Genomic DNA, 24,695 nt, shown 5'->3' on the forward strand with positions numbered 1-24,695 from the left:
AGGGGTGACCCGACCCGACGCCCCGCCCGGGCCCGTACGCCAGGGCAGCCTGCGCGAGTGGAACCTCGCCGTGGTGCTCGGCCGGATCGCCGCCGCCGACCGCCCGCCCTCCCGGGCCGAGCTGGCCGCCGGCACCGGCCTCACCCGGGCCACGGTCTCGGCCGTCGTGGAGGACCTGCTCGCCGGCCGGCTGGTCGCCGAGGCGGAGCCGACACCGCGCACCGGCGCGGGCCGGCCGTCGAGGGGCCTGGTGCTCGCCACCGACGGGCCGGCCGGGCTCGGCCTGGAGATCAACGTCGACTACCTGGCCGCCTGCGTGGTGGACCTCGCCGGCCGGGTCCGCCACCACACCGTGCGCCGCGCCGACCTGCGGCCCCTCTCCCCCGCCGACGCGCTCGCCCGGCTCACGGACCTGGCCGCGCACGCCCGCGCCGACGCCACCCGCGAGGGGCTGACCCTGGCCGGCGCGGCCCTCGCGGTGCCGGGCCTGGTCGACGACGCCGGCCTGGTCCGCCTCGCGCCGAACCTCGGCTGGCGCGACGTGCCCGTACCGGCACTGCTCGGGAAGGGGCCGCCGCTGACCGCGCACGTCGACGGCGTGCCGCCGCTGGTGGTCGACAACGAGGCCAACCTCGCCGCGCTGGGTGAACTGCACGCCGGTCCGGCCGGCCGGCCCAGCTTCCTGCACGTCTCCGGCGAGGTCGGCATCGGCGCCGGGATCGTGCTCGACGGTGCCCTCTACCGGGGTGCGCGCGGCTGGAGCGGCGAGATCGGTCACCTCCCGATCCGGCCCGACGGCCCGCCCTGCCGGTGCGGCAGCCGGGGCTGCCTGGAGACGTACACCGGTCAGGAGGCCATCCTCGCGGCGGCCGGCCTCGCCGGCGCGGACCTGCCGGCGGACACCGCGACGACCCGGCTGGCCGAGCTGGCCGGGGCCGGCGACCCCGCGGCGCTGCGGGCCCTGGCCGGGGCCGGGACCGCCCTGGGCGTCGCCGTCGCCGGCGTGGTGAACCTGCTGGACCTGGACACCGTGGTGCTCGGCGGCGGATACGCCCCGCTGGCGCCGTGGCTGCGCCCGCCGGTGCTCGCCGAGATCTCCCGGCGGGTGCTCACCGCGGCCTGGTCCCCCGTCACCGTCCGCCCGGCGGCCCTCGGCGCCGCCGCCGCGGCCGTCGGCGGGGCCGGTTCGGTGGTCCGCCGGATCCTGGCCCGACCGGCCGGCTGGCTGGCCCGCCCGACCTGAGTCCCGTTCCTCCGATGGCGGCGCGGCTTCGCCTCGGTACGCTTGCCCCGAGGCAACGAACCACATCCGAGGAGTGCACGACCAGCATGCGCACAGGTCGACAGACCGGGGTGCCCGGCGAGCGGCGGTGACCACCGCTTCCCGAGGCGGTGTCACGGGCCCGGCCGACGGCGGGCGACCCGCCCACCCCCACCCCGGCCGCTCCCCCGGCACCGCGCCGCCGGCCGATCCCCGGCTCACCCGCGAGGTGCTCGACGGGCTCACCGAGGCGGTCGTGACGGTCGACCGGGCGGGGCTGGTGACGCTGGTCAACGCGACGGCCACCGCACTGCTCCCCGAGCTCACGCCCGGCACGGACCTGCGCGCCTGCCCGGTGCCGGCCGTGGCGCGGGCGGTCAGCGCCGGGGCGGACGGTTTCGACACCGAGCACGGCGGTCGCCGCCTGCGTGGCGTACGGCGCGACCTGGCCGACGGGCGGCACGCCTGGTACGTGCGGGACGTCACCGAGGAACACGCGCGCACCGAGGCGCTGCACGTCGAGCGGTCCCGCACGGTGTTCCTCGCCCAGGCCGGCAACCGGCTCGGGCTCTCCCTCCAACGCGAGCAGACGCTGCGCACCGCCACGACCCTGCCCGTGCCCTACCTCGCCGACCTGGCTCTGGTGGTGCACCTGCCGCCCCCGCCGGCGGCGGATCAGCCGCACTGGATCCGGTACGACGGGACCGAAGCCGCCCCGGCGACAGGCCTGGCGACGTGGTCGTTGACCGGCTCGCTGCCCGGTCTGGCCGAGGCGCTGGCCGGCCACGCGGTGGGCCCGGCCCCCTGGCCGGACGCGGAGGCGGCCGACCCGGCCACCGTGCTGCCGGCCGACTTCGGCCGCCCCGGCACCGTGCTGGTCAGCCCGATGCGGGGCGCCGGGCGCACCATCGGCGCCCTGGTGCTGGTCCGCCGCGCCGGGCGTGCCGGCTTCGACGGCCGCGACGTCGAGCTGGCCCGGCAGTTCGCCACCCGCGCGGGCACGGCCCTCGGCGCCGCGGACCTCTACGGCGAGCAGGTCCACCTGGCCCGGGTGCTCCAGCACAGCCTGCTCCCGCCCGACCTGCCGGTCGTACCGGGCGCCGCCCTCGCCGGCGGTTACCGGGCGGCCGGCGACCGGCTGCGCATCGGGGGCGACTTCTACGACGTGTTCCCCGTCCCCGGGGGCGCGATCTTCGCGCTCGGCGACGTGGCCGGCAAGGGCGTCGGCGCGGCCGTGCTCACCGGTCGGGTCCGCCAGTCCCTGCGGACCCTGCGCCTGGTCGAGCAGCGGCCCCTGGAGCTGATGCGGCTGCTCAACCAGGCGCTCCTCGACGCCCCGGACGCCGCCCGCCGCAGCCAGTTCACCACCCTGCTGCTCGGCACCCTCGACGGCGCGGCCGACGGCGGGTTCACCGTCCGGATCGCCGGCGGCGGCCACCCGTCCCCGCTGCGCGTACGCGCCGACGGCGGGGTCAGCCCCGTCGCGGTCGGCGGGATGCCGGTGGGCGCGCTCGCCGCCGCCCGCTTCGCCGAGGCCGAGTTCCGCCTCGCCCCCGGTGAGCTGCTCTTCGCCTACACCGACGGGGTGATCGAGGCGCGGGGCGGCCCCGACGGTCAGGAGATGTTCGGTGAGGAACGGCTGCACGCGGCGCTGGCCGCGGCCGCCGGGTCGACGCCGGCGGAGCTGGTCGACCGGCTGCTGGAAGCCCTCGACGAGTGGCTCGACGGGCAGAGCCAGGACGACATCGCGATGCTGGTCGTCGCGGCGGCGCCGGCCTGACCCGCCCTCGTGCCGAGCTGCAGCGCCCGACGGTGCTGGGCAGGACCACGTCGGCCGCCGTGCTGCCGGAAACGTGACGGCCTGGTCGTGGGCGCCCGGGTCAGGCCGTCCTGGCCACCCGCGGCCCGTTTTCGGACCGCTCCTGCGTCGGCAGGCTTGCCGGGCGCTCCCTCGGCACGCCCGGCCAGGGGCCGGTCTCCTCGACGGACTCCACGGACGCGTCGCGGTGGCGCGCCGCCTCGTCGAACTCCCGCATGCCCCGCAGCAGGGCCTGCCGCCCCTCGGGGGTCATGTCGGCGAGGATCGCCGCGAGCTGCTGGCGCCGGTCGTCCCGCAGCTCCGCGAGGAGCCGGCGCGCCTCCGGGGTGAGGTGCAGCGCGATCTCCCGCCGGTCGAACCGGCCGGGCTCGCGTTCCAGCATGCCCGCCGCCACGAGGCGGTCGCAGAGTCGGCTGGCGGAGGAGAGCAGCATGTCGAGCCCGGTGGCCAGGCGGCGCAGGTTGATTCCCTCGTGCTGCTCGACGAGCATGATCGCGCGCAACTGCGCGCCCGAGACCCGGCTGGTCGTGCGCTCGCGCGCGGCCTCCCAGACCGTCAGCAGGGCACCGGCCACCGCGTCGAGCTCGACGGCCATACTCGTCTCGGGTCCGTAGGGACCGTGTACTTCCGCCATGGTGGGCCCGAGACTACTCCGAATCCACTGGTCTGGGCTCGTGATGAAGGAGCGATGATGAGCGAACCGGTCAACCGGGCACGGCACGTCCTCAACGAGGCGCCCGCCGATCTCCTGCTGGACCGGATCGCCGACGTCCTGGCCGCGGGCTACGGGACGACCCGGGTGGAGCTGCTCCAGGTCGACTACCGGCTGGCCGCCCTGCTGCCGCTGCTCGGGGACGAGCCCGTCACCGCACCAGGGCATCCCGCCTGGCGCTGCTTCGACCACCAGACCCCGATCGTCGCCGACGACACCGGCTACCTCCCCGTGTCGATGCGCGGTGAACGCCGGGGCGTACTGGTGGTGGCCCCCGTGCCGACGCGACCGGGCGCGCTCGACGAGCTGACGGAGATCGCGACCGCGCTCGCCCACGAGATCGCCGCCGTCACCGAGGGCACGGACGTGTACCGGATGGCAAGCCGCAGCAGGCGGCTCACCCTCGCCGCCGAGATGCAGTGGGAGCTGCTCCCCGGCCGCAGCCGGACCCGCCCGTCGTTCCGCCTCGCCGGGCAGCTGGAACCGGCGTACGCGGTACGCGGCGACAGCTTCGACTGGTCCGACGACGGCACCCGGGTCTGGTTGTCGACCATCAACGGCACGGGCGAGGGGGTGGCCGCCGCGATGCTCACCTCGCTCGCCACCCACGCGCTGCGCAACGCCCGCCGGTCCGGGCTCGGCCTCGCCGACCAGGCCGCCCTCGCCGACCAGGCCGTCTACGACCTGCACCGGGGCGACCGGCACATCGCGGCGCTGCTGATGGAGCTCGACCTGCGCTCGGGGCGGCTCACCGTCGTCGACGCCGGGTCGCCCCGCCTGGTGCTGCTGCGCGACGGGGACGTGCGGGAGCTGCCGTTGGAGGCGCAGTTCCCGCTCGGCATGTTCGAGGCCACCGACTACCAGGAGCAGTGCTTCGAGTTGTGCCGCGACGACCGGCTCTTCGTGGTCAGCGACGGCGTCATCGACGCCACCGGGCAGAGCGTCCGGTACGGCGAGAGCGCGCTGGACCGGTTCCTGCGCCGGACCGGGCCGATGGAGCCGCTGGACGCCGTCCGCTCGCTGATCGGCGACCTGCGTGCGTTCGTCGCCGGCGACCTGATCGACGACGCGGTGGTGGTCTGCCTCGACTGGACGGGCCCGCAGGACTGAGCGGGCTCAGTACGCCCCGCGACTGTTGACCACCGCGCCGAAGGTCTTCCACAGGATCGTCAGGTCGGCCGCGAGCGACCAGTTCTCCACGTAGTAGAGGTCGAGCCGGATGCCGTCCTCCCAGCTCAGGTCGGACCGGCCGCTGACCTGCCAGAGCCCCGTCATGCCCGGCTTGACCAGCAGGCGGCGGGCCACGTCGCCGTCGTAGCGGGCCACCTCCGAGGGCAGCGGCGGACGGGGACCGACCAGGCTCATGTGCCCGAGCAGGACGTTGACCAGCTGTGGCAGCTCGTCCAGCGACCACTTGCGCAGCAGCCGCCCGATCCGGGTCACCCGCGGGTCGTCGCGCATCTTGAACATCAGGCCGTCGGTCTCGTTGCGGGCGGCCAGCGCGGCCAGCAGGGCGTCGGCGTTGACCACCATGGTGCGGAACTTGTAGACGCCGAACTCCCGCCCGCCCTGCCCGACGCGGGTCTGCCGGAACAGTACCGGGCCCCGGCTGTCGATCTTGATGGCCAGCGCGACGGCGGCCAGCAACGGCAGCAGCAGCGTCAGGGCCACTGAGGAGACGGCCCGGTCAACGAAGCCCTTGACCAGCTTGCGGGCCCCCCGGAACTCCGGCGCCTCGACGTGGATCAGCGGCAGCCCGGCGACCGGCCGGGTGTGGATGCGCGGGCCGGCGACGTCGGTCAGCGCCGGGGCCACCACCAGGTCGATGCCGGTGCCCTCCAGCTGCCAACCCAGGCGCCGCAGCCGGGTGGCGGTCAGCTCGCCGGAGGCGGTCACCGCGACGGTGTCCGCGCCGATGGCGGTGGCCGCCTCGGGGATGCCCCGGAACGAACCGACCACCGGCACGTCGCCCAGCCGCTGGGCCACCGGGGCGAGCAGCGCGTCCGGGATGCACGCGCCGACCACCTGGTAGCCCGCGTACGGCTCGCGGCGCAGCGTGTGCACCAGCTCCAGCACGTGCGCGGTGTCGCCGACCACCAGCACCTTGCGCGACCAGCCGGCGCCCTCGGACCGCGCCCGGTGCAACCGCTTGCGGGCGGCGAACCGGGCCACCTCCAGGCCGAGCATCCCGACGGCGAACGAGATGCCGAGGAATCCCCGGGAGACGCCCACGTCGGCGATGTAGCCGGCGATCGCGATGCCGCCGGCGAGGCGCAGGCTGGCGGTGCCGACCCGCCGGTACTCGTCGGCGCCGTAGCCGAGGACGCGGTCGTCGTAGCAGCGCAGCACCCGCAGCGAGACCAGCCAGGCGAGCACCAGCCCCGGGGCTACCAGGACGTAGGGGATCTTCGAGCCGCCGGGGGCGTCGTCGCCGAACCGGGCGACGTAGCCGACGAGCACGGCGACGGTCAGGACGGTGGTGTCCAGCACCACCAGGGAGCGGACGTAGGCGCGCTCGCGGGTGCGGGCCGGCCCTGGTCGTGGTTCGTCCGGTCTCGACGACGTGCTGGCGGGGGTCAACAGCGTCGCTGAGGTCACCGGCCCTCCCCACTTCGGTCGCCGACGGCCCGCCGGCCGGGCCCGGGTCGCGGGCCCGTCACGGGGGCACCAGGACATCCTGCCCCGGCAACCATGGTCGCCGATTGCTTCGGACGCATTACCGTCACTACTTTCCCCGAGGAACCCCTTTCGGGGAAAGGGCCCACGGCACCCGGTCCCGCACGCCGGACCCGCTCCGCGCTGCGTGGCGGCTCAGGCCGGAGCCTTGCGCAAGGCGATCGCCTTGAGGAAGATGTCGCCGATCTTGGTCGGGTCCTCGGTGACGAACGCCCCGCCGCCGGTGACGTCGGTGATCGACTTCAGCTCGGCCTTGCTCACGTCGCTGCCGATACCGATGATCACGACCTGCACGGGCCGCTCCGGATCCTTGATCTTGTTGAGTTCGCCCAGCAGCTTCTGCTGCGTGATGCCGGCGGAGTCCTCGTTCTTGCCGTCGGTGAAGAGCACGATCGAGTTCACCCGGCCGGGCTCCCAGTTGTCCTGCACCTTCTGGTAGGCCGCCAGCACCGTGTCGTAGAGGCCGGTGTTGCCGGTCGAGGAGCGGATCGAGCCGAGGGCTTGCTCCAGCTTCCCGCGCTGGCGGGACAACGGCCCGATGGGCAGCAGCTCCCGGTGGTCGCGGGCGCCCACCAGCTGCGTGGAGAACGTCCAGAGACCGATCGACCAGGAGTCGTCGAAGAGGTTCAGCCCTCGACGGGCCGCCTCGACGGTGACCTGCTGCCGGGTCGCGTTGCCGGCGTTGGCCACCTTCTCCTTCATCGAGCCGGAGACGTCGATGACGGCGAGCATCCGGCCGGACTGGGTGGCGATCGACCAGCTGGAGACCGCCCGGTCCATGGCCTGCGGGTCGAGCCCGCCGGCAGCCGAGCCGCCACCGTTGGTCGGCGGGGCCGGCGCGCCACCGGCCGGGCTGGGCGCGCCCTGCGGCGCGTCGAAGCCCGCACCCCAGTTGCCGTCCGGCGCGCGCAACGACCGGCTCGCCAGCCGGTCACGGAAGCTGTCGCTGCTGAGCACCTCGTAGAGCACCCGCGCCGCCGACGCCTTGGCCGGCTCGATGCCGGGCAGCACCGCGTACGGGTAGTCCAGCGCCGCGGGCGCCGGCTCCAGGTAGAGCGCGGCCAGCCGCACCGGCGGCTTCTTGCTGTTGTACTGGATCACGTCCTCTTCCGAGAGCGCCGCCGCACCCAGGCTGCTCGCGATCGTCGTCGGGTCCGAGGCGGTGGGGAACCGGGCGAGCAGGTCCGGCCGCAGCGCCGAGCGGTCGGTGGCCAGCGCCCGCAGCGCGGCGACCTTCTCCTTCTCGGCGTCGGGGCCGCCGGAGGCGCTGGCGGCGGCCGTCAGCGAGAGCAGGCCGGACAGGCCGGCGGCGTCGCGGGTCGGCTCGACGATCCCGGTGCGCAACGGCTTGTCGCTCTGCACCTGTTGCAGGAGCTGGGTCCAGCTGAACTTCTTCTGCGGCCAGCCCAGCCGGGTCGCGACCGGCTCCGGCATCGCCACGACCACCGGGCTGCGCGCGATGGACGCCCCGTTGCCGGGCTCGAAGGCGGTGGCGCCGCCGGTCTTGAGCCGGAGCAGCCACGTGGAGGAGTCGGGCACCCAGACATCCGGGCTGACCGACGTACCGCTGGCCTGCCCCACGCCGGCCAGGGTGACGCCGTGCTTGGCGGCGACCGTCGCGGCCACGTCGACGGGATCGGACGCCGTGACGTTCACCGCGATGCAGGTGTCGCCCACCGCGGCACCGTCCTTCACCCACTGCGCGGCGGCGTCATCGACCGCCGGCGCGAGTTCGGCCGCCACCGCGACGGAGAGTTCGAGCCGCCCCGAGCAGTCGGGTTGCGCCAGCTGCTGGTAGCCGAACCAGCCGCCGGCCGTGACGGCGAGGACGCCCACGGCGGCGGCTGCGGTGGCTGCGTGGAGGTTCGTACGCATGCGATGGCGGCCTGCTGACACGCTGACCATCTTGCGGACCTGTCGGGACAACTGCCACGGCCGTTCGGACGAAAGTTACGCAGGAGAAATAGTTGATCGCCAAATCGTCACTTTACGTGACGGCGCCGCCCCGCCGGAGTGACGTCGTGGGCGTCGTGGCTGGTCAGGGCAGCACGCAGGTCGGGCTCGGCACCGCCACGGGCTCCCCGACCGGAGCCGGTACGCCGGTGGCCGCGTCCACCCGGAAGACCCGGACCATGTCGGCCCGCTCGTCGGCGACGTAGAGGTGCTCCCCGGCCCGGGCGAAGTGCCGCGGCCACTCGCCGCCCGTGTCCACCTCGGCGACGAGCTCCGGCAGCTCACCGGAGACGGCGAAGACCGCGACGGTGCCGACCCCCCGGTTGGCGACGTAGAGGTGCCGCCCGTCCGGGCCGACCGCGATCTCCGACGGCTGGACGTGCCCGGGCCGGTCGCTGGCCTCGACCCGGCCCCGCTGGTGCAGCGCCCCGTCGTCGGTCAGCTCGTAGGCGGTGACCGAGCCGTCCAGCTCCCCAGCCACCCAGCAGCGCCGCCCGTCGGGGTGCCGGGCCAGGTGCCGGGGACCGAGGCCGGCGGCCGTACGCACCCGGGGCGCCCGGGGCACCAGCCGGCCGGTGGCGGGATCCAGGTCGTAGCGGTAGATCGAGTCGGTGCCGAGGTCGACGGCGAGCAGCGGGCCCCGGCCCGGAGCCGGGTTCACCATGTGGGCGTGCGCCCGGTCCTGGCGTTCCGGGTCCGGCCCGTGCCCCTCGTGCTCCACCAGGTCGCTGCGCTCGCCGGGTACCCCGTCGGGATCGAGCGGGAACACCGTCACGCTGCCGCCGCCGTAGTTGGCCACGACGAGGTGGTCGCCGCCCGGCACGACCGCCAGGTGGCAGGGCTCCGCGCCCCCGGTGGGCCGGGTGCCGAGCGGGGTGAGGTCGCCGTCGGCGCCGACCCGGAAGGCGCTCACCTGCCCGTCGGGCAGCTCGTTCACGGCGTACAGCACGGGCAGCCGCGGGTGCCGGGCGAGGAACGACGGCGAGGGGGTCGTCGCGACGGTGCCGAGCAGGGTCAGCTCACCCGAGGCGGGGTCCCGCCGCGCCGCGACGATGCCGGTGCCCCGCCCCCCGCTGTGCGCCGTGTAGCCGCCGATGTGGACGATCTCGCCCTGACCTGTCACCGGATCCGCCCTCCGTCAATTCCCGTACCGATCCCACCAGCCTTCCCGCTGGGCCGCCCGCTTAGCCCCGAAAACCCCGCCGAATCGCGGCGGCCGGCCGGGCTGACGCCCGCCGGGACCGCCGCCGCGGGCGGTCAGGCCGTCGGCACGGGCTCGCCGCGCTGCCGGGCCACGTGCTCAACCAGCTCGATCAGCACCTCCTTGCCGGACTGCCGGTCCCGCGCGTCGCAGAGCACCAGCGGCACGTCGGGGTCGAGGTCCAGCGCCTGGCGTACGGACTCCAGGCTGAACTTCCGGGCGCCGTCGAAGCAGTTCACCCCCACCACGAAGGGGACGCCCCGCTGCTCGAAGTAGTCGATCGACGGGAAGCAGTCGGCCAGCCGACGGGTGTCGGCGAGCACCACCGCGCCGAGCGCCCCGAACGCCAGCTCGTCCCAGAGGAACCAGAACCGGTCCTGTCCCGGGGTGCCGAAGAGGTAGACCTGGAGATCCTCGTTGATCGTGATCCGGCCGAAGTCCATCGCCACCGTCGTGGTCGACTTCGCCTCGACGCCGGAGAGGTCGTCGGTGCCGATGCTGGCGCCGGTCAGCACCTCCTCGGTCTGCAACGGCCGGACCTCGCTGAGCGCGCTCACCAGCGTCGTCTTGCCGGCGCCGAACCCCCCGGCGATCAGGATCTTGAGCGCGAGCGGGATCCGGGAGCCGGATCCGGTTCGGTCATAGCGCACGGAGTCCACTGACCACCGCCTTGAGGATGTCGTCGTCGGGCAGGTACGTGGCGGCTGTCGGCTGGTGTACCGCGACCAGGCCCCGCGCCAGCAGGTCGCCGAGGAGTACGCGGACCACGCCCACCGCGAGGTCGAGGTCGGCCGCGAGTTCCGCGACGGGGACCGGCCGGGCGGCCAACTCCACCAGGCGCCGGTGCTCGGGGTGCAGCTCGGGGTGGACGGTCGGGTCGGCGGCCGCCTCGGCCAGCACGTACGCGACCAGGTCGAACCCGTCGGCGGCGGAGCGCACCCGGCCGCCGGTGAGGGTGTAGGGCCGCACGACCGGGCCGGCGTCGTCGTCCAGCCACTCGTGCTGCGGCCCGGGCGACTCAGCCCGCATCGGCGACCCCCGCCGTCGACCGGGCGGGCGCGCTCAGGTTCTCCCCGACCCGGGTGACGAGCATCGCCATCTCGTACGCCACCAGGCCGATGTCCGCGTCCGCGTCGCTGACGACGGCCAGGCAGGCGCCCTGCCCGGCGGCGGTGACGAAGAGGTACGCGGACTCCATCTCCACCACGGTCTGCCGGACCGCGCCGCCGGCCACCTGCCGGCTCGCGCCCCGCGCCAGGCTGGAGAAGCCGGAGGCCAGCGCGGAGAGGTGCTCGGCGTCGGCGCGGTCCATGCCGGCGGAGGAGCCGATCAGCAGCCCGTCCGCCGAGAGCACCACCGCCTGCCGGGCGGGCGGCACCCGTTCCACCAGTTCGTCGAGCAACCAGTCGAGATCGGCGCTCTGCCTCGTCGGATGCATCAGGCGTCCCTCTCAGTCGCGGTCATCGGTTCGGGGTCCACCGGCCGCTCGGCCGGCGTCGCGCTCGGGTCCTCGCGTGGCCGGCCCGGCCCGTCGGCGGTGGCCTGCCCGGGAGCCGCGCCGACGGCCGCCACGGTGGCGTGCGGGGCGGCCTGCCCGGAAGCCGGGCCGGTGGCCGCCACGGCGGAGGCGGCCCGCTCCGACGCGGGTGCGGTGGCCGCCGCGGCGGAGGCCCCCTCCGGAGCCGCGCCGGTGGCCGCCGCGCGGCCTCGGGCGGTGCCGGCCTGGAGGGCGGACATGGCTCGCCGTGCCTCCTCCGGGCTGCGCGGGGCGGGACTCTCGATCACCGGTTGCCGCAGCGTCGGGCCGTCCAGCGCGGACCCGCGTCCCGGGCCGTCCCCTGCGGTCGGTTGCCCTCCGCCCGGGGCCGCCGCCCGGGGCCGGACCGCCGCCGGCCGCCGGCGCACCCGCCGCGGCAGCCCGTCGATCTCCCCGACCGCCTCGACGGGGGCCGGGCCGCCGGAAGCCGCGCCGTTCAGGACCGGACCGCCGACAGCCGCGTCGCCCGGGACCGGACCGCCGGGAGCCGCGCCGCGCGCTGCGGCACCTTTGGACGACTCGGCCGGCCGCGCGGGGGCCGGAGCCGCCGTGGCGGGCTCGGCGGAGCGGGCCGGGCGCGGCAGCGTGCTCAGCCGGCTCGCCCGGGCGAGCCGCCGCTCCTCCGGGGTCCCCGTGGCCGGGCGCGTCACCGGCGGGCCGCCGGTCGGGGCCAGGGCGGGCTCGTCGGTGACCAGGTCGGCGGGGATGAGCACCACGGCGGTCAGCCCGCCACCGTCGGACGGGCGCAGCCGCACCCGGACGCCGTGCCGGGCCGCCAGCCGGGCCACCACGAAGTGCCCGAGGCGGGCGGTCTCGGTCGGCTCGAAGTCGGGCGAGCGGGCCAGCCGCCGGTTGGTGTCCTCCAGCGCGGCGGCGGACATGCCCAGGCCCCGGTCGGTGATCTCGATCGCGTAGCCGTTCGCCACGTGCTGCCCGGCGACCTCGACCCGGGTCTGCGGCCGCGAGAACGCGGTGGCGTTCTCGATCAGCTCGGCGAGCAGGTGGATCACGTCGCCGACGGCCCGACCCAGCACGCCGGCGGGCGCCACGGCGGTGATGTCGACCCGGTCGTACGACTCGACCTCGGAGATCGCACCCCGGACGAGGTCGACCGTCGCCACCGGGTTGCGCCAGCCCCGACCCGGGGCCGCCCCGGCCAGGATGACCAGGTCCTCGGCGTGCCGCCGCAGCCGGGTGGCGAGGTGGTCGACGCGGAACAGCTCCGCCAGCTCGTCCGGGTCCTCGGTGTGCCGCTCCATCCGGTCCAGCAGCGCGAGCTGCCGGTGCACCAGCCCCTGGCTGCGCCGCGCGATGTTCAGGAACACCTCGTTGAGGCCGCGCCGCAGGGTCACCTCGTCGACGGCCGACTGGACCGCGGTGCGCTGCACCTCGGTGAACGCCCGCGCCACCTGGCCGATCTCGTCGCCGCCGTACTCCAGCGGGGGCGCCTCCCGCGCGACGTCGACCTGCTCGCCCCGGCGCAGCCGGGCCACCACGTCGGGCAGCCGGCGCTCGGCCGTCTCCAGCGCCGCCGTGCGTACGCCGGTGAGCCGGTGCGCGAGGTTACGACCGACCCGCAGCGCCACGAGGACCGAGACCACGACGGCGGCCAGCCCCAGCACGCCGGCGGCGCCGAGCCGGACCAGGATGCGTACGGCCGACGGCACCGACCGCTCGGCGAGCCCGTCGGCCTGCGCCAGCTCGAACTCCCGCAGCGCCTCGTGCACCGCCTGGTAGCTCTCCTGCCAGGCCACCGGGTCCACCGCCGGCCGCGTGGTGGACCCGGCGTCGACCAGCGTGTCCTGCATCGACCGCAGCCGACCGAAGGCCTCCCCCTCGGTCAACCGCTGGAACGCGGCGCGCTCGGCGTCCGGCAGGTCGGCGACCGCCGTCTCGGCGAGGAACCGCTGGTTGCCGATGGTCTGCACGAGCTGGAGGTGCTCGCCGTCGGCGAACCGGCCGGCGGTGAACGCCCCGGCGAGCAGGGCGTCGGTCTGCCCGAGCAGCTCCCGCGACCGGCCGAGCGCGGTGACGGCGAGGGCCTGCCGGTTGAGGTCGCGGTCCGGCAGGTTGGCCATCGCGGAGAACGCCTGGAAGGCCGAATTGATCATGCCGCTGTAGAGCCCGACCGCGCCGGCCCGGTCCACCGCGCGCCGGTCGATGAAGCCCCGCCCGGCCGGCAGCGCCTCCAGGGCGGTGGCCAGCTGGTCGAGCCGGGCGTCGAGGATGTCGTCGGCGGCGTCGCGCAGGTCCTCCCCGCCGACCCGGCGGCGCAGCTCGGCGATCGCCCGGTCGGTCCGCTGCCGCTGCTCGGCGAGCCCCGGTGCGTCCCCGTCGCCCGCCAACTGCACCACCGACAGCCGGCGCTCCCGTTGCAGCTCGGCCACCACGGTCTCGCCGGGACGGCCGAGGTCGTAGAGGAGGGTGCGGGCGGCGAGCAGGTCGAGGGCGGGCCCGAAGGTCAGCGTCGTGGCGAAGATCCAGAGCGCCAGCAGCGCGGTCACCGGCACGACGACCAGTGCGGTCAGCTTCGAGCGGATCGGCCAGTCGCGGGTGTTCAATCAGACCTCGCCCGGAAGGTGTGGCTGCGGGGGCGCCGGCGCCGGCCGGGCAGCGTCGCGGTCGGACCGTTCCGGCCCGCGGTTGCCGGGCAGGTCCGGCGGACGCCTTGGGCAGGATACGTAATCCTCGCCCGATGCACTACCGTCCGTCGCGTCGGGCCCACCGGCCCGATCGTCCACAGTCGACGAACGCCCCGCCGGGGGCCGGCGGGGCGTTCGTGGGCGGTACGGGTCAGGCGTCGACGGCGATGCCGAGGCCCTCGGCGACCCGGCGACCGTAGTCGGAGTCGCACTGACTGAAGTGCCAGACCATCTTCTCCTGGATGTGCTTGTCGCACTGCGACAGCAGGGTGGTGAGGTTGAGGATCAGGTCGTCGCGCTCCCAGTCGTCCATCTCGCGGTAGCGCCGACCGGCCTGGGAGTAGTTGTTCTGCCGCTCGATCGGGGCCTTCATGATCTGGCCCGAGACGAACGGACGGTACTCCCGGTAGGACTCGTCGGCCTCCTGGAGGCCCGCGACCGAGGACGGCTCGAAGTTGATGTGCGGGTTGGCACCACGGTTGTCCACCCCGTACGACATCTGGCCGCCGCCCTGGTTGGTGCTGACCCGGACGTCCTCGCGCGGCCGGTTGATCGGCAACTGGAGGTAGTTCGGGCCGACCCGGTAGCGCTGGGTGTCCGAGTAGGAGAACGTCCGGCCGACCAGCATCTTGTCGTCGGAGAAGTCGATGCCGTCGACCAGCACGCCGGTGCCGAAGGCGATCTGCTCGTTCTCGTCGTGGTGGTCGGTGATGTTGCGGTTGAGCGTCATCATGCCGACCGGCAGGTAGGGGAAGTCCTCCTCCGGCCAGATCTTGGTGTCGTCGAGCGGGTCGAAGTCCAGCTCCGGGTGCTCGTCGTCGCTCATGACCTGGACGTTGAGCTCCCACTTCGGGTGGTCGCCGCGCTCGATCGCCTCGTAGATGTCCTTCGAGGCGTGACCCAGGTCGGTGGCCTGGATGGCGTCCGCCTCGGCCTGGGTGAGGTTGTGCTCGCCCTGCTGGGACAGCCAGTGGAACTTGACCAGCACGCCCTCGCCCTCGGCGTTGACAAGGCGGTAGGTGTTCACCCCGGAACCGCGCATCGTCCGGTAGTTCCTCGGGATGCCGTACGGGGAGAAGAGCCAGGTCAGCATGTGCATCGACTCGGGCGTGTTCGACATGAAGTCGAAGATCCGGTTCGGCTCCTGGCGGAAGGTGACCGGGTCCGGCTTCAGCGAGTGGATCACGTCGGGGAACTTGATGGCGTCGCGGATGAAGAAGACCTGGAGGTTGTTGCCCACCATGTCCCAGTTGCCGTCCTCGGTGCGGAACTTCACGGCGAAGCCACGCGGGTCGCGGGCCGCCTCGGAGGAGTCCCGCCCGCCGATGACGGTGGAGAAGCGGATGGTGACCGGGGTCTTCCTGCCCTTGGTCTGGAACAGCTTGGCCCGGGTGTACGTCGACGCCGGCTGGTCGCCGATCGTCCCGTACGCCTCGAACTCGCCGTGCGCGACGAAGCCGCGGGCGTGCACCACCCGCTCCGGGATCCGCTCCCGGTCGAAGTGGCTGATCTTCTCCAGGAAGTGGTAGTTCTCCAGCGTCGCCGGGCCGCGCGAGCCGACCGTCCGCTGCTGCTGGTTGTTGTGCACGGGGTGACCCTGACGGGTGGTGAGGATCGGCCTGCTGGCCTGCGGGTCGCTCATGGCTCTCCTCCAGATCGGTGTGGCGGCTGGCGTCAGCCGTGTCGCGGCTGGCATGCGGGGCACCGGCCCCAGTACGTGACCTCGGTGGACTCCACCGCGAAGGCGGAGGCCCCGGGGTCGAGGCAGGGCCCGGGGGCCCGCTTGCGCCGGGTGTCGACGATCGCGCCGCAGTCCCGGCAGACCAGGTGGTCGTGGTCGTCGCCGCCCAGCTCGTACCGGGCCGGCCCGCCGGCCGGGGCGAACCGGCGCAGCAGTCCCGCGTTGGTGAGCGCGTGCAGAACGTCGTAGACCGCCTGGTGGGAGATCCGCCCGAGGCGGATCCGGGCGATTCGGGTGATCGTGTCAGCATCCAGGTGCGGCCGGTCGCGCACCGCCGCGAGCACCGCGAGCCGGGGCCGCGTGACACGCAGCCCCGCAGCTCGCAGGCGTTCGACATCGGATCCGACCGGCATCACCCCACCCAAGCTCGTTTTCTGGAACGAGTCAAGTTTTAGGCTCCCGATCACGCTGTGTGACTCGTCATGCCCGGCCGGGGAAGGGGCCACCGCCGGGTTCGTCAGGAAAGTGCGCCGGAACGGGATTGGCGATCACCGAGCGGAGGGAATACCACCCACGAAGGAGGAGCCATGTCGCCCACGCAGGTAATCGTCATAGTTCTCGTCGTGCTGGTGATCGCGGCCGTGGCCGTGGCCGCCCGGTCGTACGCCCGCCGCCGCGCGCTGCGGTCGCGTTTCGGGCCCGAGTACGACCGCGCCGTCGCCGAGCAGGACAGCCGGACCGCCGCCGAGCGGGAACTGCGGGAGCGGGAGCGTCGCCACGCGGATCTCACGCTCACCCCGCTCGCCCCCGAGTCCCGGGCCCGCTACGCCGCCGCGTGGGAGGAGCTCCAGGTCCGCTTCGTCGACTCCCCCGCCGAGACCGTGGGTGACGCGGACGAACTGGTCACCCGGCTCATCGCGGAACGGGGCTACCCCACCGGTGAGTTCGCCGACCAGATCGCCCACCTCTCCGTGGAGCACGCCCGCACGCTGGGCCACTACCGCGACGCCCACGAGATCCACCTGCGCAACTCCCGGGGCGAGGCGAGCACCGAGGAACTGCGCCAGGCCGTCGTCCACTACCGCGCCCTCTTCGCCGACCTGCTCGGCGAGGAGCCGGTCGCGGCCCGACCGGCAGAGCAGCGCAACCCGGACAGCCAGCACGACGCCACGAGCCGCTAGGAGGATCACCATGCGCCAGGAAGAGCAGCGGGTGGGCAACGAGCACCCCGAGGCCGTCCGGTCCGAGCCGGTGCCGGTGCCGCCTCCGGGCGACCGGGCCGGCCGCGCCGACGTACCCGAGGACGCCCTCGACGACCGGGGCACCTTCGACGACCCGGCGGTCGCCGGCGACGAGTCGTCGCACGGCCGGGGCACCGGCAGGACCCGCACGGACGGGCGGGACGCCGACGGCGACCGCGCCGAGTTCCACGAGCCGGGGCCGGTGCCGACCGCCTTCGGCGCCACCAGCGTCGGCGGCGCGGTCGCCGCGTCCGCCCTGGCCAGCCCGCTTCCCGAGGACGAACCCGACCCGCGTACGGAGTCGACCGCGCGGCCGGGCGACGGCGCCGCGGGCGGCCCCCGGGAGGGCCGCCGGGCGGACCCGACCGCGGAGTTCCACCGCTCCGTCGGGCTCGGCGACGCCCGTCCCGACGAGCGGCAGCCCCGCCGGGGCGACGCGGAGGTGCTGCCCCCGGACGCCGTCGACGGCCGCCCCGAGCGCCGGGCCGACCTGACCGACGATGCGAAGGCGGGTGCGGCCGGGTACGGCAGCGCCACGCCGGCGATGGTCGACCCGGACGCCGAGCACGCGCCGGCCGGACGTGCGGGCGCCGGAAAGCTGGAGGCCGCCGGTCTGGACCGGCCGGCGGGCGCCACGGTGGCCGCCGAACCGGCCAGCCTCTTCGACCCCGCGATGGCGCAGGGCTTCCGGGACCGCTGGCGGGACGTCCAGCTCCGCTTCGTGGACGACCCCCGCGCGGCGGCCGGGGAGGCCCAGTCGCTGGTCGACGAGGCCATCCAGGCGCTCTCCTCGGCGCTGTCCGCGCAGAAGAACAAGCTGGGCGGCTGGCAGGACGCCGGTTCGTCCGACACCGAGCAGCTCCGGATGGCCGTCCGCCACTACCGCGACTTCCTGGACCGGGTCCTCGGGCGCTGACCCCGGTTCCCACAAGGCGCCCCCGGCCGACCGGCCGGGGGCGTCGTCGCGTCCACGGCCCGGGACGCCGCCGCCGGGGTGCCTCGTGTGCACGGCGCGCAGCGCCCGGTGATCCGGCCCGGTGGGGCGCCGCCGCGTCGACGGGTCCCGGTGACGGTCCGGAGGGTGCCGTGGCCGGCCGGGCCGGGGAGGCCCGCGGCGGACTTTTGACCGCCGCAGGCGTGAAAGTGCGCATTCGGGGTAATTGGGCGCGCGCACTAACGGGCACGGACGGTTGACGAAGGGTTACCGGGATGGACGGCGATGGCCTGCGGCTGAACATGAACGTCCTGGACTACGGCATCCTGGCGCTCTACTTCGTCACGGTGCTCGGTGTCGGCTTCGCCGCCCGGCGGGCCATCAAGACCAGCGTCGACTTCTTCCTCTCCGGGCGCTCCCTGCCCGCCTGGGTGACCGGACTGGCCTTCGTCTCCGCCAACCTCGGCGCGTTGGAGATCATCGGTATGGCCGCCAACGGCGCCCAGTACGGCGCGATGACCTTGCACTACTACTGGATCGGCGCCGTGCCGGCGATGGCCTTCCTCGGCATCGTGATGATGCCGTTCTACTACGGCTCCAAGGTCCGCAGCGTGCCCGAGTACCTGCGGCTGCGCTTCAACCGCCCCACCCACCTGCTGAACGCGCTCAGCTTCGCCGTCGCCCAGGTGCTCATCGCCGGGGTGAACCTCTACGCCCTGGCACTGATCATGCAGGCGCTGCTCGGCTGGCCGCTCTGGGTCGCCATCGTGATCGGCGCGCTGATCGTGCTGGCGTACATCACCGTGGGCGGGCTCTCCGGGGCGATCTACAACGAGGTGCTCCAGTTCTTCGTGATCATCGCGGGCCTGCTGCCGATCACGATCCTGGGACTGGTCAAGGTGGGCGGCGTCGCCGGCCTGATGGACGCGGTGCGCGAGTCGAGGCTGGGCGAGGCGGGGCTGCACACCTGGCAGGACACCGGCGGCACCGACAACCCGCTCGGCGCGCACTGGATCGGCATCGTCTTCGGCCTCGGCTTCGTGCTCTCCTTCGGCTACTGGACCACCAACTTCGCCGAGGTGCAGCGCGCGCTGTCGGCCAAGAACATGAGTGCCGCGCGGCGTACGCCGATCATCGCCGCGTACCCGAAGCTGCTCATCCCGGTGGTCACGGTCATCCCCGGCCTGGTCGCCCTGGTGACGGTGCAGGGCCTCGGCGCGGAGAGCGGCGACCTGGTCTACAACAACGCCATCCCCCTGCTGATGCGCGACCTGCTCCCCAACGGCGTGCTCGGCATCGCGGTGACCGGCCTGGTCGCGTCGTTCATGGCCGGCATGGCGGCGAACGTGAGCGGCTTCAACACCGTGTTCACCTACGACATCTGGCAGCAGTACGTGCGCCGGGACCGCCCCGACGACTACTACATCCGCATCGGCCGGTGGGCGACGGTCGGCGGCGTGCTGGTCGGCATCGGCACCGCGTTCATCGCCGCCGGGTTCAGCAACATCATGAACTACATCCAGGCACTCTTCTCGCTGTTCAACGCGCCGCTGTTCGCCACCTTCATCATCGGCATGTTCTGGCGCCGGATGAGCGCGGCGGCCGGCTTCCTCTCCCTGCTCCTGGGCACCCTGGCGGCGCTGGCGACCTACCTGCTCTACAAGGCCGGGGTGGTGCACTTCAACTCGGACCTGGAGGAGAGCTTCTGGGGCGCCGGCATCGCGTTCGTCACGGCGGCCGTCGTCGCGGCGGTGGTCACGCCGTTCACCACGAAGAAGCGCGACGAGGACCTGCGCGGGCTGGTCTACGGCATGGGCGCCGTCGACGTGAAGGGCGACGTGCTGACCGGGGACGCGGTCTGGTGGCGCTCGCCGGTGCTGCTCGGCCTGATCGCGGTCGCGCTCTCCCTCCTGCTCTACGTGCCGTTCTTCTAGGAAGGGGTCCTCGCCATGAGCATGGACAACCTCAACCCGCACGGGCACGACCGGTCGGTCAGGGCCACCGAGGAGGCCCGCCGCCGCTCGGCCGCCGCCCGGCTGTTCGACATCCGCCGGGTGATCGGTGGCCTTTTCACCGCGTACGGGGCGATCGTCACCCTGATCGGGATCTTCGACGGCGATTCCGCCCTGCAGAAGGCCCAGGGCGTCCGGATCAACCTCTGGGCGGGCCTCGGCATGCTCGTCTTCGGCGTGCTGATGCTGCTCTGGCAGTGGCGCAACCCGGTCGAGCCGCCGGAGACCTCCGGGGAGGAGCGCTGAGCCGTCCCGCCGCCGGTATCCGGCATGGGCACCGCCACGCCGGGTACGCGAGCGGGATCAGGAGACACCACCTGGTGACGGGAGGGCAGCGACATGACGGATCGTGACCGTGACCGGCCGCTGGAGGAGAGCCCGGAGATGGCCGCGGCGGCCGAGGACGACACCGGCATCGCGCAGCTGATGACCGGGGGCGGCGCCGATCGCGACACTCCGTCGTTCACCGGGCCCGGGGACGAGGCGGGTGGCGACGAGTTGATCGGCGACCCGTACGCCGCCGGCACCGGCGCGACGGGCACCGGCACGGGCGCGGCCCCGGACGACATCCGCACCGGGGCGGAGCAGCCCTGGGAGCCGGAGGACCTGGTGGCGGCCCGGGGGCAGGACATCACGCCGGAGAACGTCGAACGGGCCCGCCGGGACCTGGCCGAACTGGGTCGCGCCGCGATCGAGAAGACGGTGCCCTGACCGGCGTACGCGAGGGGGCCCCCGACCCGACCGTCGGACGGTCGGGCCGGGGGCCCGGGGAACCTGCCGCTGGAGCGCCTCACCTACTGCCAGCGGCGGGTGGGCTCCGGTCTCAGAGCGCCGGGTACGCGTTCTGCATGAGCTGCGTGAACTGCGCGGGGAACCAGGCGCCCGAGATCGGGGCGTCCGGCAGGGCGCCGCTCATGCTGTTGCCGTTGCGGGCGTTACCGGTGTAGGTCGGGTCGCACATCCGGTCGAAGCCCTTGCCCTCGTTGTTCGGGATCTCCTTGCTCGAGCCGTCCGACTCGCCCGGGGGCTTCACCCAGACGTAGGCGTCGATGCCCGGCTCCGGCGCGGCCTTCGGCCGCTCGCCCAGGCCGGCCCCGGCCTGGTTGCACCAGTTGCCGGCGTGGATCCGACGGTCCACCCGGCCGCCGTTGACGTAGGTGTCGACACTGGTCGTCGCGCCCGGGCCGGTGGGCCGGGCGGTGCCGCCCCAGCCGTTGCGGGAGGTGTCGATCAGCATGCCGATCTTCGAGTCGAAGCCCTTGGCCACCAGCTCGTTGCGGAACGCCTGGGCGAACGAGAGCTCGTCCACGTAGAAGTTCCAGTCGATCCACTTGGACTGCCGCACGCTGGTGCCGTTGACGTTGTCGGTGATCTTGATGTACGGCTCACGCAGCGCCGAGTAGTTGGCGGTGTTGACGATGAAGCCGTGCACGTTGCTCACCGTGCTACCGGAGGCGACGGCGGCGTCCTTCAGGATCTGCGCGGTCGGGCCGAAGTTGCTGTCCCAGCCGATCCAGCCGTGGTGGGCGGCGTCGATGTAGTTGTAGACGTTGCCGATCGCGCCCAGCTTCGACAGGGCGTAGCCGACCCCGTTGACGTAGGCGCCGTTGGCCTTCACCGTGTCGCACATCGCGGTGCCGCCGGGGTTGCCGGAGGTGTTGGTCACCAGGTTCGGCAGCGAGTCGATCTCGATGATGTTGACGATCCGCAGGCTGGCGTACTTCGGGTCGCCCTGGATCGCGGCGATCGGGTCGATGTACTCGGCCTTGTAGCGCGGCAGCTCGTCGGCCCGCAGCTCACCGTTGGACGCCAGCGCGGCGCAGTCGCGGCCGGGCAGGTTGTAGATGACGAACTGGATGTAGTTCGCCCCCTGCTCGAGCGCCTTGTTCAGGTGGTCACGGACACCCATCGCGCCGTTGGAGCTGCTGTCCGGGGTGCCGTTGATGGCGGCGATCCGGTCGATCCAGACGGCGGTCGGGTTGTTCGACACTCGGTTGCCGCCGGGCACCGACTCGGCCTTGGCCTTCCACTCCGGGTTCACGTACCCCTTGGCGTTCAGGTACGGGTTGTCCACCCGCTGCCCGGGCGGCGGGGTGGTGGGCGGCGGGGTGGTCGGCGGCGGCGTCGTGGGGGGCGGCGTCGTCGGCGGGGCCGTGGTGGGCGGGGTGGTGGTGGGCGGGGTGCCGCCGTTGCAGGTCACGCCGTTGAGGGTGAACGAGGTGGGCTTCGGGTTGCTGCCGCTCCAGGCGCCGTTGAAGCCGATGCTCACCGTGGCGCCGCTGGCCACCGCGCCGTTGTAGGACTCGTTCTGCGCGGTGACGTTCTGGCCGCTCTGGGACCAGCGGGCCGACCAGCCCTGCTGCACCCGCTGGTTGCCGTCGGGGAAGGTGAAGCCCAGCGTCCAGCCGTTGAGGGCGTCGCCGATGTTCTTGATGTTGACGGTGGCGGTGAAACCGCCCTGCCAGTCGCTGGTCGTGTACGACACGTCGCACTGGGTGGCGGCGTGCGCCACGGTGACCGGCAGGGTCACCAGCCCGCCCGCGACCAGGGCGCCCGCGCCGCCGAGCGCGAGGGCCCGGCGGGGGCCGGACAGCCTTCTCCACACATTCATGCCACTGATCTCCTTGGGCGAGACCGGATCCGCGAACGGCCCGGCGTTACGGCCCGATGGGCGTCCTGCGTGGACGACCGCCGGTGCCACGGGTTTCTTCGGGGGGTGCCCGACCCGGACGGGCGTGTTGGTGGTGGTCCGACCGGCAACGACGTGCCGGCCGGGAGGCGGGACGTCGTCCGGCGAACCGGTGCCCTCGACTCCTGCCTGCGCGGTGTGGCTCCCCGAACCGCGTGCAGCGATTCTTGCATGGGAGCGCTTCCATGGCAATGGCTCGATGAAACGGCCGAGGCCCCCGGGGCCGCCGACATCCGGCGGGGCGGGCGGGACGGGACGATCCGGCCGGGCTGGCGTCACGCCGCCCGAGGAGCACCGGGGCACGCCCGCGGTGGCGAACCGCCCGGCCCGCGCGGCGGCCGACTAAAGCGGCGTAGCGGCCCTAGGGGGCTTAGCCCCACGAAGCTGCAAAAACACGAATCTTTCCCTTCATAGCTCATGAAACGGTCTAACGTCATCGGTAGCTCGGTTGTCACCGAGCCCAGGACAACAGGGATGGAGTGACGCAGGTCATGGCAAACAAGATGCTCGGGAAGGTCGTTGCGGGCGCTGCCCTCGGTGGCGCTTCCCTGCTCGTGTTCACGCCGGGGATCGCGTTGGCGGACGGCCACCACGAGGACGAGGGCAAGGTCTACGCCAAGCCGCACGTCGTCAAGGCGGGCGACACGGTCAAGCTGCTCGAGGTCTGCCCCGAGCCGCAGGAGCACGCCTACGTCTGGTCGAAGGTCACCGGCAAGGTGAAGCTCAAGCCGGCTGAGGGCCGGGGTCACTGGCGTGGCGGCGACGAGGACTCCCGCGACCGCGACAAGGGCCGCGACCACGAGGACAAGGGCCGCGACCACGACAAGGGCAAGGACCACGACAAGGGCCGCGACCACGACAAGGGCCGCGACCACGACAAGGGTGGGGACGGCAAGGACGAGACCCCGAGGCCGCAGCCGCCGGCCAACGGCGGTCAGCCCCCGGCCAACGGTGGCCAGCCGCCCGCCAACGGTGGACAGCCGCCCGCCAACGGCCAGGGTGGTGGCGCCGCCGACGCCGCCGGCGACGAGGGCGAGCGCGACTGGAAGGGCTACGAGCACGGCCAGGACGCCGAGGGCGACCGCGGCGACAAGGGCCACGAGCACGGCCAGGACGCCGGGGGCGACCGCGGCGACAAGGGCCACGACAGGGGCGACCGCGAGGGTCGCGAGCACGAGTACGGCTCGAACAGCTACGGCTCGGACGAGTACGACCGCGAGGACCGCAAGGGCTGGTCGGACGAGTACGACCGCAAGGGCCACCACAAGGGCTGGTCGGACGAGGAGTCCGAGGGCAACGGCAAGGGCGAGGACCGCTGGAAGCACAAGCGGGACTTCGTCTACTACGGCGAGGCCGAGGTGTCCGAGCACGCCAAGCCGGGCCGCTACGAGCTCAAGGGCTCGTGCGGCGAGGGCGAACTGGTCGTGCTGCCGCGCGGCGGGGTCGACGGTGGTGACGGTGGCGCCGCCGCCGGCACCGACCGGGGCCTGGCCGCCGGTGGGGCGAGCCTGATCGGCGCTGCCGCCCTGGGCGGCCTCGTGCTGATGCGCCGGCGTCGGACCGATGAGTCCTTCGTCTGACACGACGGCGACACCGGCCGGCGGCCGTCACGGGAGACCGTGGCGCGCCGCCGGCGCGGCCGTCGTCGTCGTGGTCGCCATGGTCGGCGCGGGCCTGATCGGCGCCTCGCTCAAGACCGCGCCCGCTCCCCTGCCCCCGCAGCCGCTGGCCGCGCCCGTCAGCACCGGGCCGGCGGTCGCCGACGTGCCCGCCCCCGACGCGGACCCGGACCTCGACACCGGCAACGGCAACGGCACCGGCCTGGCCCGCTCCGCCCCCACCACGATCACCATCCCCCGGATCGGGGTCGACGCCTCGATCATGCCGCTCGGCACCAACCCGGACGGCACCGTCCAGGTGCCCCCGCTCGAACGGGCGCAGCTGGCCGGCTGGTACGAGCCGGGGCCCAGCCCGGGTGAGATCGGCAACGCGGTCATCGTCGGGCACGTCGACTCGGCGGAGATCGGGCCGGCGGTCTTCTTCTCCCTCGGCGCCCTGCAACCGGGCGACACCATCACCGTCACCCGCGAGGACGGCCAACAGGCCACCTTCACCGTCGAGTCGGTCAAGGCGTACCCGAAGACGCAGTTCCCGACCGAGCAGGTCTACGGTCCCAGCGACCGACCCGGCCTGCGCGTGGTCACCTGCGGCGGCACCTTCGACAAGGCCGCCGGCAGCTACCCGGACAACGTGGTCGTCTTCGCCTCCATGCCGGTGTGAGCCGGCGGCCGTGCGGAGGCCACCGCCCGGCACGGCGCGGCCCGGCCGGTCGGGACA

20 protein-coding genes and 1 pseudogene are annotated in these 24,695 nt (G+C 73.8%); 10 read left to right on the forward strand and 11 right to left on the reverse strand.

The genetic code is table 11. The annotated features are described in order from the left end of the window. Positions 1-4 precede the first annotated feature (4 nt). Together ACTMS2_RS22060 and ACTMS2_RS22065 are read left to right on the forward strand one after the other, a co-directional pair. Positions 5-1,243 carry an ROK family protein gene (locus ACTMS2_RS22060; protein ID WP_441177079.1) on the forward strand — a complete coding sequence of 413 codons (1,239 nt, stop codon included), beginning with the start codon at positions 5-7 and terminating at the stop codon, positions 1,241-1,243. Between the two features lie 127 nt (positions 1,244-1,370). Next, a complete protein-coding gene (locus ACTMS2_RS22065; RefSeq protein WP_441177080.1) occupies positions 1,371-3,041 on the forward strand; it encodes a SpoIIE family protein phosphatase in 1,671 nt (556 codons plus the stop codon). 100 nt (positions 3,042-3,141) lie between these two features. On the opposite strand, the gene ACTMS2_RS22070 is transcribed toward ACTMS2_RS22065, so the two are convergent. Beyond that, on the reverse strand, positions 3,142-3,675 hold the full coding sequence (locus tag ACTMS2_RS22070) for a MarR family winged helix-turn-helix transcriptional regulator (RefSeq protein ID WP_441177081.1): 534 nt from the start codon (positions 3,673-3,675) through the stop codon (positions 3,142-3,144). Positions 3,676-3,771: 96 nt separating this feature from the next. Between ACTMS2_RS22070 and ACTMS2_RS22075 the strand changes: the two genes are divergently transcribed. Then, positions 3,772-4,902 (forward strand): PP2C family protein-serine/threonine phosphatase, encoded by a 1,131-nt coding sequence (locus tag ACTMS2_RS22075; protein WP_441177082.1) that lies wholly within the window; start codon positions 3,772-3,774, stop codon positions 4,900-4,902. Positions 4,903-4,908: 6 nt separating this feature from the next. Here the strand turns inward: ACTMS2_RS22075 and ACTMS2_RS22080 are convergent, their stop codons facing one another. The 9 genes and pseudogenes from ACTMS2_RS22080 to ACTMS2_RS22120 all read right to left on the reverse strand — a co-directional run bounded on the left by ACTMS2_RS22080 (position 4,909) and on the right by ACTMS2_RS22120 (position 15,895). Further along, positions 4,909-6,390 carry a sugar transferase gene (locus ACTMS2_RS22080; protein WP_441177083.1) on the reverse strand — a complete coding sequence of 494 codons (1,482 nt, stop codon included), beginning with the start codon at positions 6,388-6,390 and terminating at the stop codon, positions 4,909-4,911. 213 nt (positions 6,391-6,603) lie between these two features. Then, positions 6,604-8,364: a substrate-binding domain-containing protein gene (locus ACTMS2_RS22085; protein WP_441177084.1), complete on the reverse strand. Its 1,761-nt coding sequence runs from the start codon at positions 8,362-8,364 to the stop codon at positions 6,604-6,606. Positions 8,365-8,506: 142 nt separating this feature from the next. Then, the gene (locus ACTMS2_RS22090) at positions 8,507-9,544 is read right to left on the reverse strand and encodes a lactonase family protein (RefSeq protein WP_441177085.1); all 1,038 of its coding nucleotides are present in this window, start codon (positions 9,542-9,544) and stop codon (positions 8,507-8,509) included. Positions 9,545-9,678: 134 nt separating this feature from the next. Then, positions 9,679-10,281: a GTP-binding protein gene (locus ACTMS2_RS22095; RefSeq protein WP_441177086.1), complete on the reverse strand. Its 603-nt coding sequence runs from the start codon at positions 10,279-10,281 to the stop codon at positions 9,679-9,681. Further along, positions 10,262-10,651 carry a DUF742 domain-containing protein gene (locus tag ACTMS2_RS22100; RefSeq protein ID WP_363899319.1) on the reverse strand — a complete coding sequence of 130 codons (390 nt, stop codon included), beginning with the start codon at positions 10,649-10,651 and terminating at the stop codon, positions 10,262-10,264. The genes ACTMS2_RS22095 and ACTMS2_RS22100 overlap by 20 nt, the downstream gene beginning before the upstream one ends. Then, entirely contained in the window at positions 10,641-11,060 is a 420-nt protein-coding gene (locus ACTMS2_RS22105; protein WP_357723646.1) for a roadblock/LC7 domain-containing protein, read from the reverse strand. Before ACTMS2_RS22105 ends, ACTMS2_RS22100 begins: the two co-directional genes overlap by 11 nt. Before the next feature lie 254 nt (positions 11,061-11,314). Next, positions 11,315-13,720: pseudogene (locus ACTMS2_RS22110) on the reverse strand (sensor histidine kinase); the annotation flags it as partial. Positions 13,721-13,952: 232 nt separating this feature from the next. Further along, complete coding sequence (locus ACTMS2_RS22115; RefSeq protein ID WP_441177087.1) at positions 13,953-15,443, reverse strand: catalase; 1,491 nt, start codon at positions 15,441-15,443, stop codon at positions 13,953-13,955. 32 nt (positions 15,444-15,475) lie between these two features. Further along, on the reverse strand, positions 15,476-15,895 hold the full coding sequence (locus ACTMS2_RS22120) for a Fur family transcriptional regulator (protein ID WP_441177088.1): 420 nt from the start codon (positions 15,893-15,895) through the stop codon (positions 15,476-15,478). A gap of 174 nt (positions 15,896-16,069) precedes the next feature. On the opposite strand from ACTMS2_RS22120, the gene ACTMS2_RS22125 reads away from it, so the two are divergent. The 5 genes from ACTMS2_RS22125 to ACTMS2_RS22145 all read left to right on the forward strand — a co-directional run bounded on the left by ACTMS2_RS22125 (position 16,070) and on the right by ACTMS2_RS22145 (position 20,380). Then, complete coding sequence (locus tag ACTMS2_RS22125) at positions 16,070-16,663, forward strand: hypothetical protein (RefSeq protein ID WP_441177089.1); 594 nt, start codon at positions 16,070-16,072, stop codon at positions 16,661-16,663. A 10-nt stretch (positions 16,664-16,673) separates the two neighbouring features. Further along, positions 16,674-17,639, forward strand: a complete 966-nt coding sequence (locus ACTMS2_RS22130) for a hypothetical protein (RefSeq protein WP_441177090.1) — start codon at positions 16,674-16,676, stop codon at positions 17,637-17,639. A gap of 293 nt (positions 17,640-17,932) precedes the next feature. Further along, positions 17,933-19,591 carry a sodium:solute symporter family protein gene (locus ACTMS2_RS22135; protein ID WP_441177091.1) on the forward strand — a complete coding sequence of 553 codons (1,659 nt, stop codon included), beginning with the start codon at positions 17,933-17,935 and terminating at the stop codon, positions 19,589-19,591. A gap of 15 nt (positions 19,592-19,606) precedes the next feature. Continuing rightward, positions 19,607-19,915 (forward strand): hypothetical protein, encoded by a 309-nt coding sequence (locus ACTMS2_RS22140; protein ID WP_441177092.1) that lies wholly within the window; start codon positions 19,607-19,609, stop codon positions 19,913-19,915. Between the two features lie 93 nt (positions 19,916-20,008). After that, the gene (locus ACTMS2_RS22145) at positions 20,009-20,380 is read left to right on the forward strand and encodes a hypothetical protein (protein WP_363899298.1); all 372 of its coding nucleotides are present in this window, start codon (positions 20,009-20,011) and stop codon (positions 20,378-20,380) included. 112 nt (positions 20,381-20,492) lie between these two features. On the opposite strand, the gene ACTMS2_RS22150 is transcribed toward ACTMS2_RS22145, so the two are convergent. Further along, complete coding sequence (locus tag ACTMS2_RS22150; RefSeq protein ID WP_441177093.1) at positions 20,493-22,280, reverse strand: glycoside hydrolase family 6 protein; 1,788 nt, start codon at positions 22,278-22,280, stop codon at positions 20,493-20,495. A gap of 569 nt (positions 22,281-22,849) precedes the next feature. Here ACTMS2_RS22150 and ACTMS2_RS22155 point away from each other — a divergent pair. Further along, the gene (locus ACTMS2_RS22155) at positions 22,850-23,938 is read left to right on the forward strand and encodes a hypothetical protein (protein ID WP_441177094.1); all 1,089 of its coding nucleotides are present in this window, start codon (positions 22,850-22,852) and stop codon (positions 23,936-23,938) included. Further along, a complete protein-coding gene (locus ACTMS2_RS22160) occupies positions 23,922-24,638 on the forward strand; it encodes a class F sortase (protein ID WP_441177095.1) in 717 nt (238 codons plus the stop codon). Before ACTMS2_RS22155 ends, ACTMS2_RS22160 begins: the two co-directional genes overlap by 17 nt. Positions 24,639-24,695: the final 57 nt, after the last annotated feature.

The sequence above is a fragment of the Micromonospora sp. SD12 genome (genome assembly GCF_052068495.1).
Lineage (GTDB): Bacteria > Actinomycetota > Actinomycetes > Mycobacteriales > Micromonosporaceae > Micromonospora > Micromonospora echinofusca.

Coding starts and splice junctions, on each gene's coding strand:
- ACTMS2_RS22135 (WP_441177091.1), top strand. CDS start 17,933: ATGGACGGCGATGGCCTGCGGCTGAACATGAACGTCCTGGACTACGGC.
- ACTMS2_RS22070 (WP_441177081.1), bottom strand. CDS start 3,675: ATGGCCGTCGAGCTCGACGCGGTGGCCGGTGCCCTGCTGACGGTCTGG.
- ACTMS2_RS22160 (WP_441177095.1), top strand. CDS start 23,922: ATGAGTCCTTCGTCTGACACGACGGCGACACCGGCCGGCGGCCGTCAC.
- ACTMS2_RS22140 (WP_441177092.1), top strand. CDS start 19,607: ATGAGCATGGACAACCTCAACCCGCACGGGCACGACCGGTCGGTCAGG.
- ACTMS2_RS22125 (WP_441177089.1), top strand. CDS start 16,070: ATGTCGCCCACGCAGGTAATCGTCATAGTTCTCGTCGTGCTGGTGATC.
- ACTMS2_RS22120 (WP_441177088.1), bottom strand. CDS start 15,895: ATGCCGGTCGGATCCGATGTCGAACGCCTGCGAGCTGCGGGGCTGCGT.
- ACTMS2_RS22075 (WP_441177082.1), top strand. CDS start 3,772: ATGAGCGAACCGGTCAACCGGGCACGGCACGTCCTCAACGAGGCGCCC.
- ACTMS2_RS22145 (WP_363899298.1), top strand. CDS start 20,009: ATGACGGATCGTGACCGTGACCGGCCGCTGGAGGAGAGCCCGGAGATG.
- ACTMS2_RS22150 (WP_441177093.1), bottom strand. CDS start 22,280: ATGAATGTGTGGAGAAGGCTGTCCGGCCCCCGCCGGGCCCTCGCGCTC.
- ACTMS2_RS22130 (WP_441177090.1), top strand. CDS start 16,674: ATGCGCCAGGAAGAGCAGCGGGTGGGCAACGAGCACCCCGAGGCCGTC.
- ACTMS2_RS22115 (WP_441177087.1), bottom strand. CDS start 15,443: ATGAGCGACCCGCAGGCCAGCAGGCCGATCCTCACCACCCGTCAGGGT.
- ACTMS2_RS22105 (WP_357723646.1), bottom strand. CDS start 11,060: ATGCATCCGACGAGGCAGAGCGCCGATCTCGACTGGTTGCTCGACGAA.
- ACTMS2_RS22155 (WP_441177094.1), top strand. CDS start 22,850: ATGGCAAACAAGATGCTCGGGAAGGTCGTTGCGGGCGCTGCCCTCGGT.
- ACTMS2_RS22100 (WP_363899319.1), bottom strand. CDS start 10,651: ATGCGGGCTGAGTCGCCCGGGCCGCAGCACGAGTGGCTGGACGACGAC.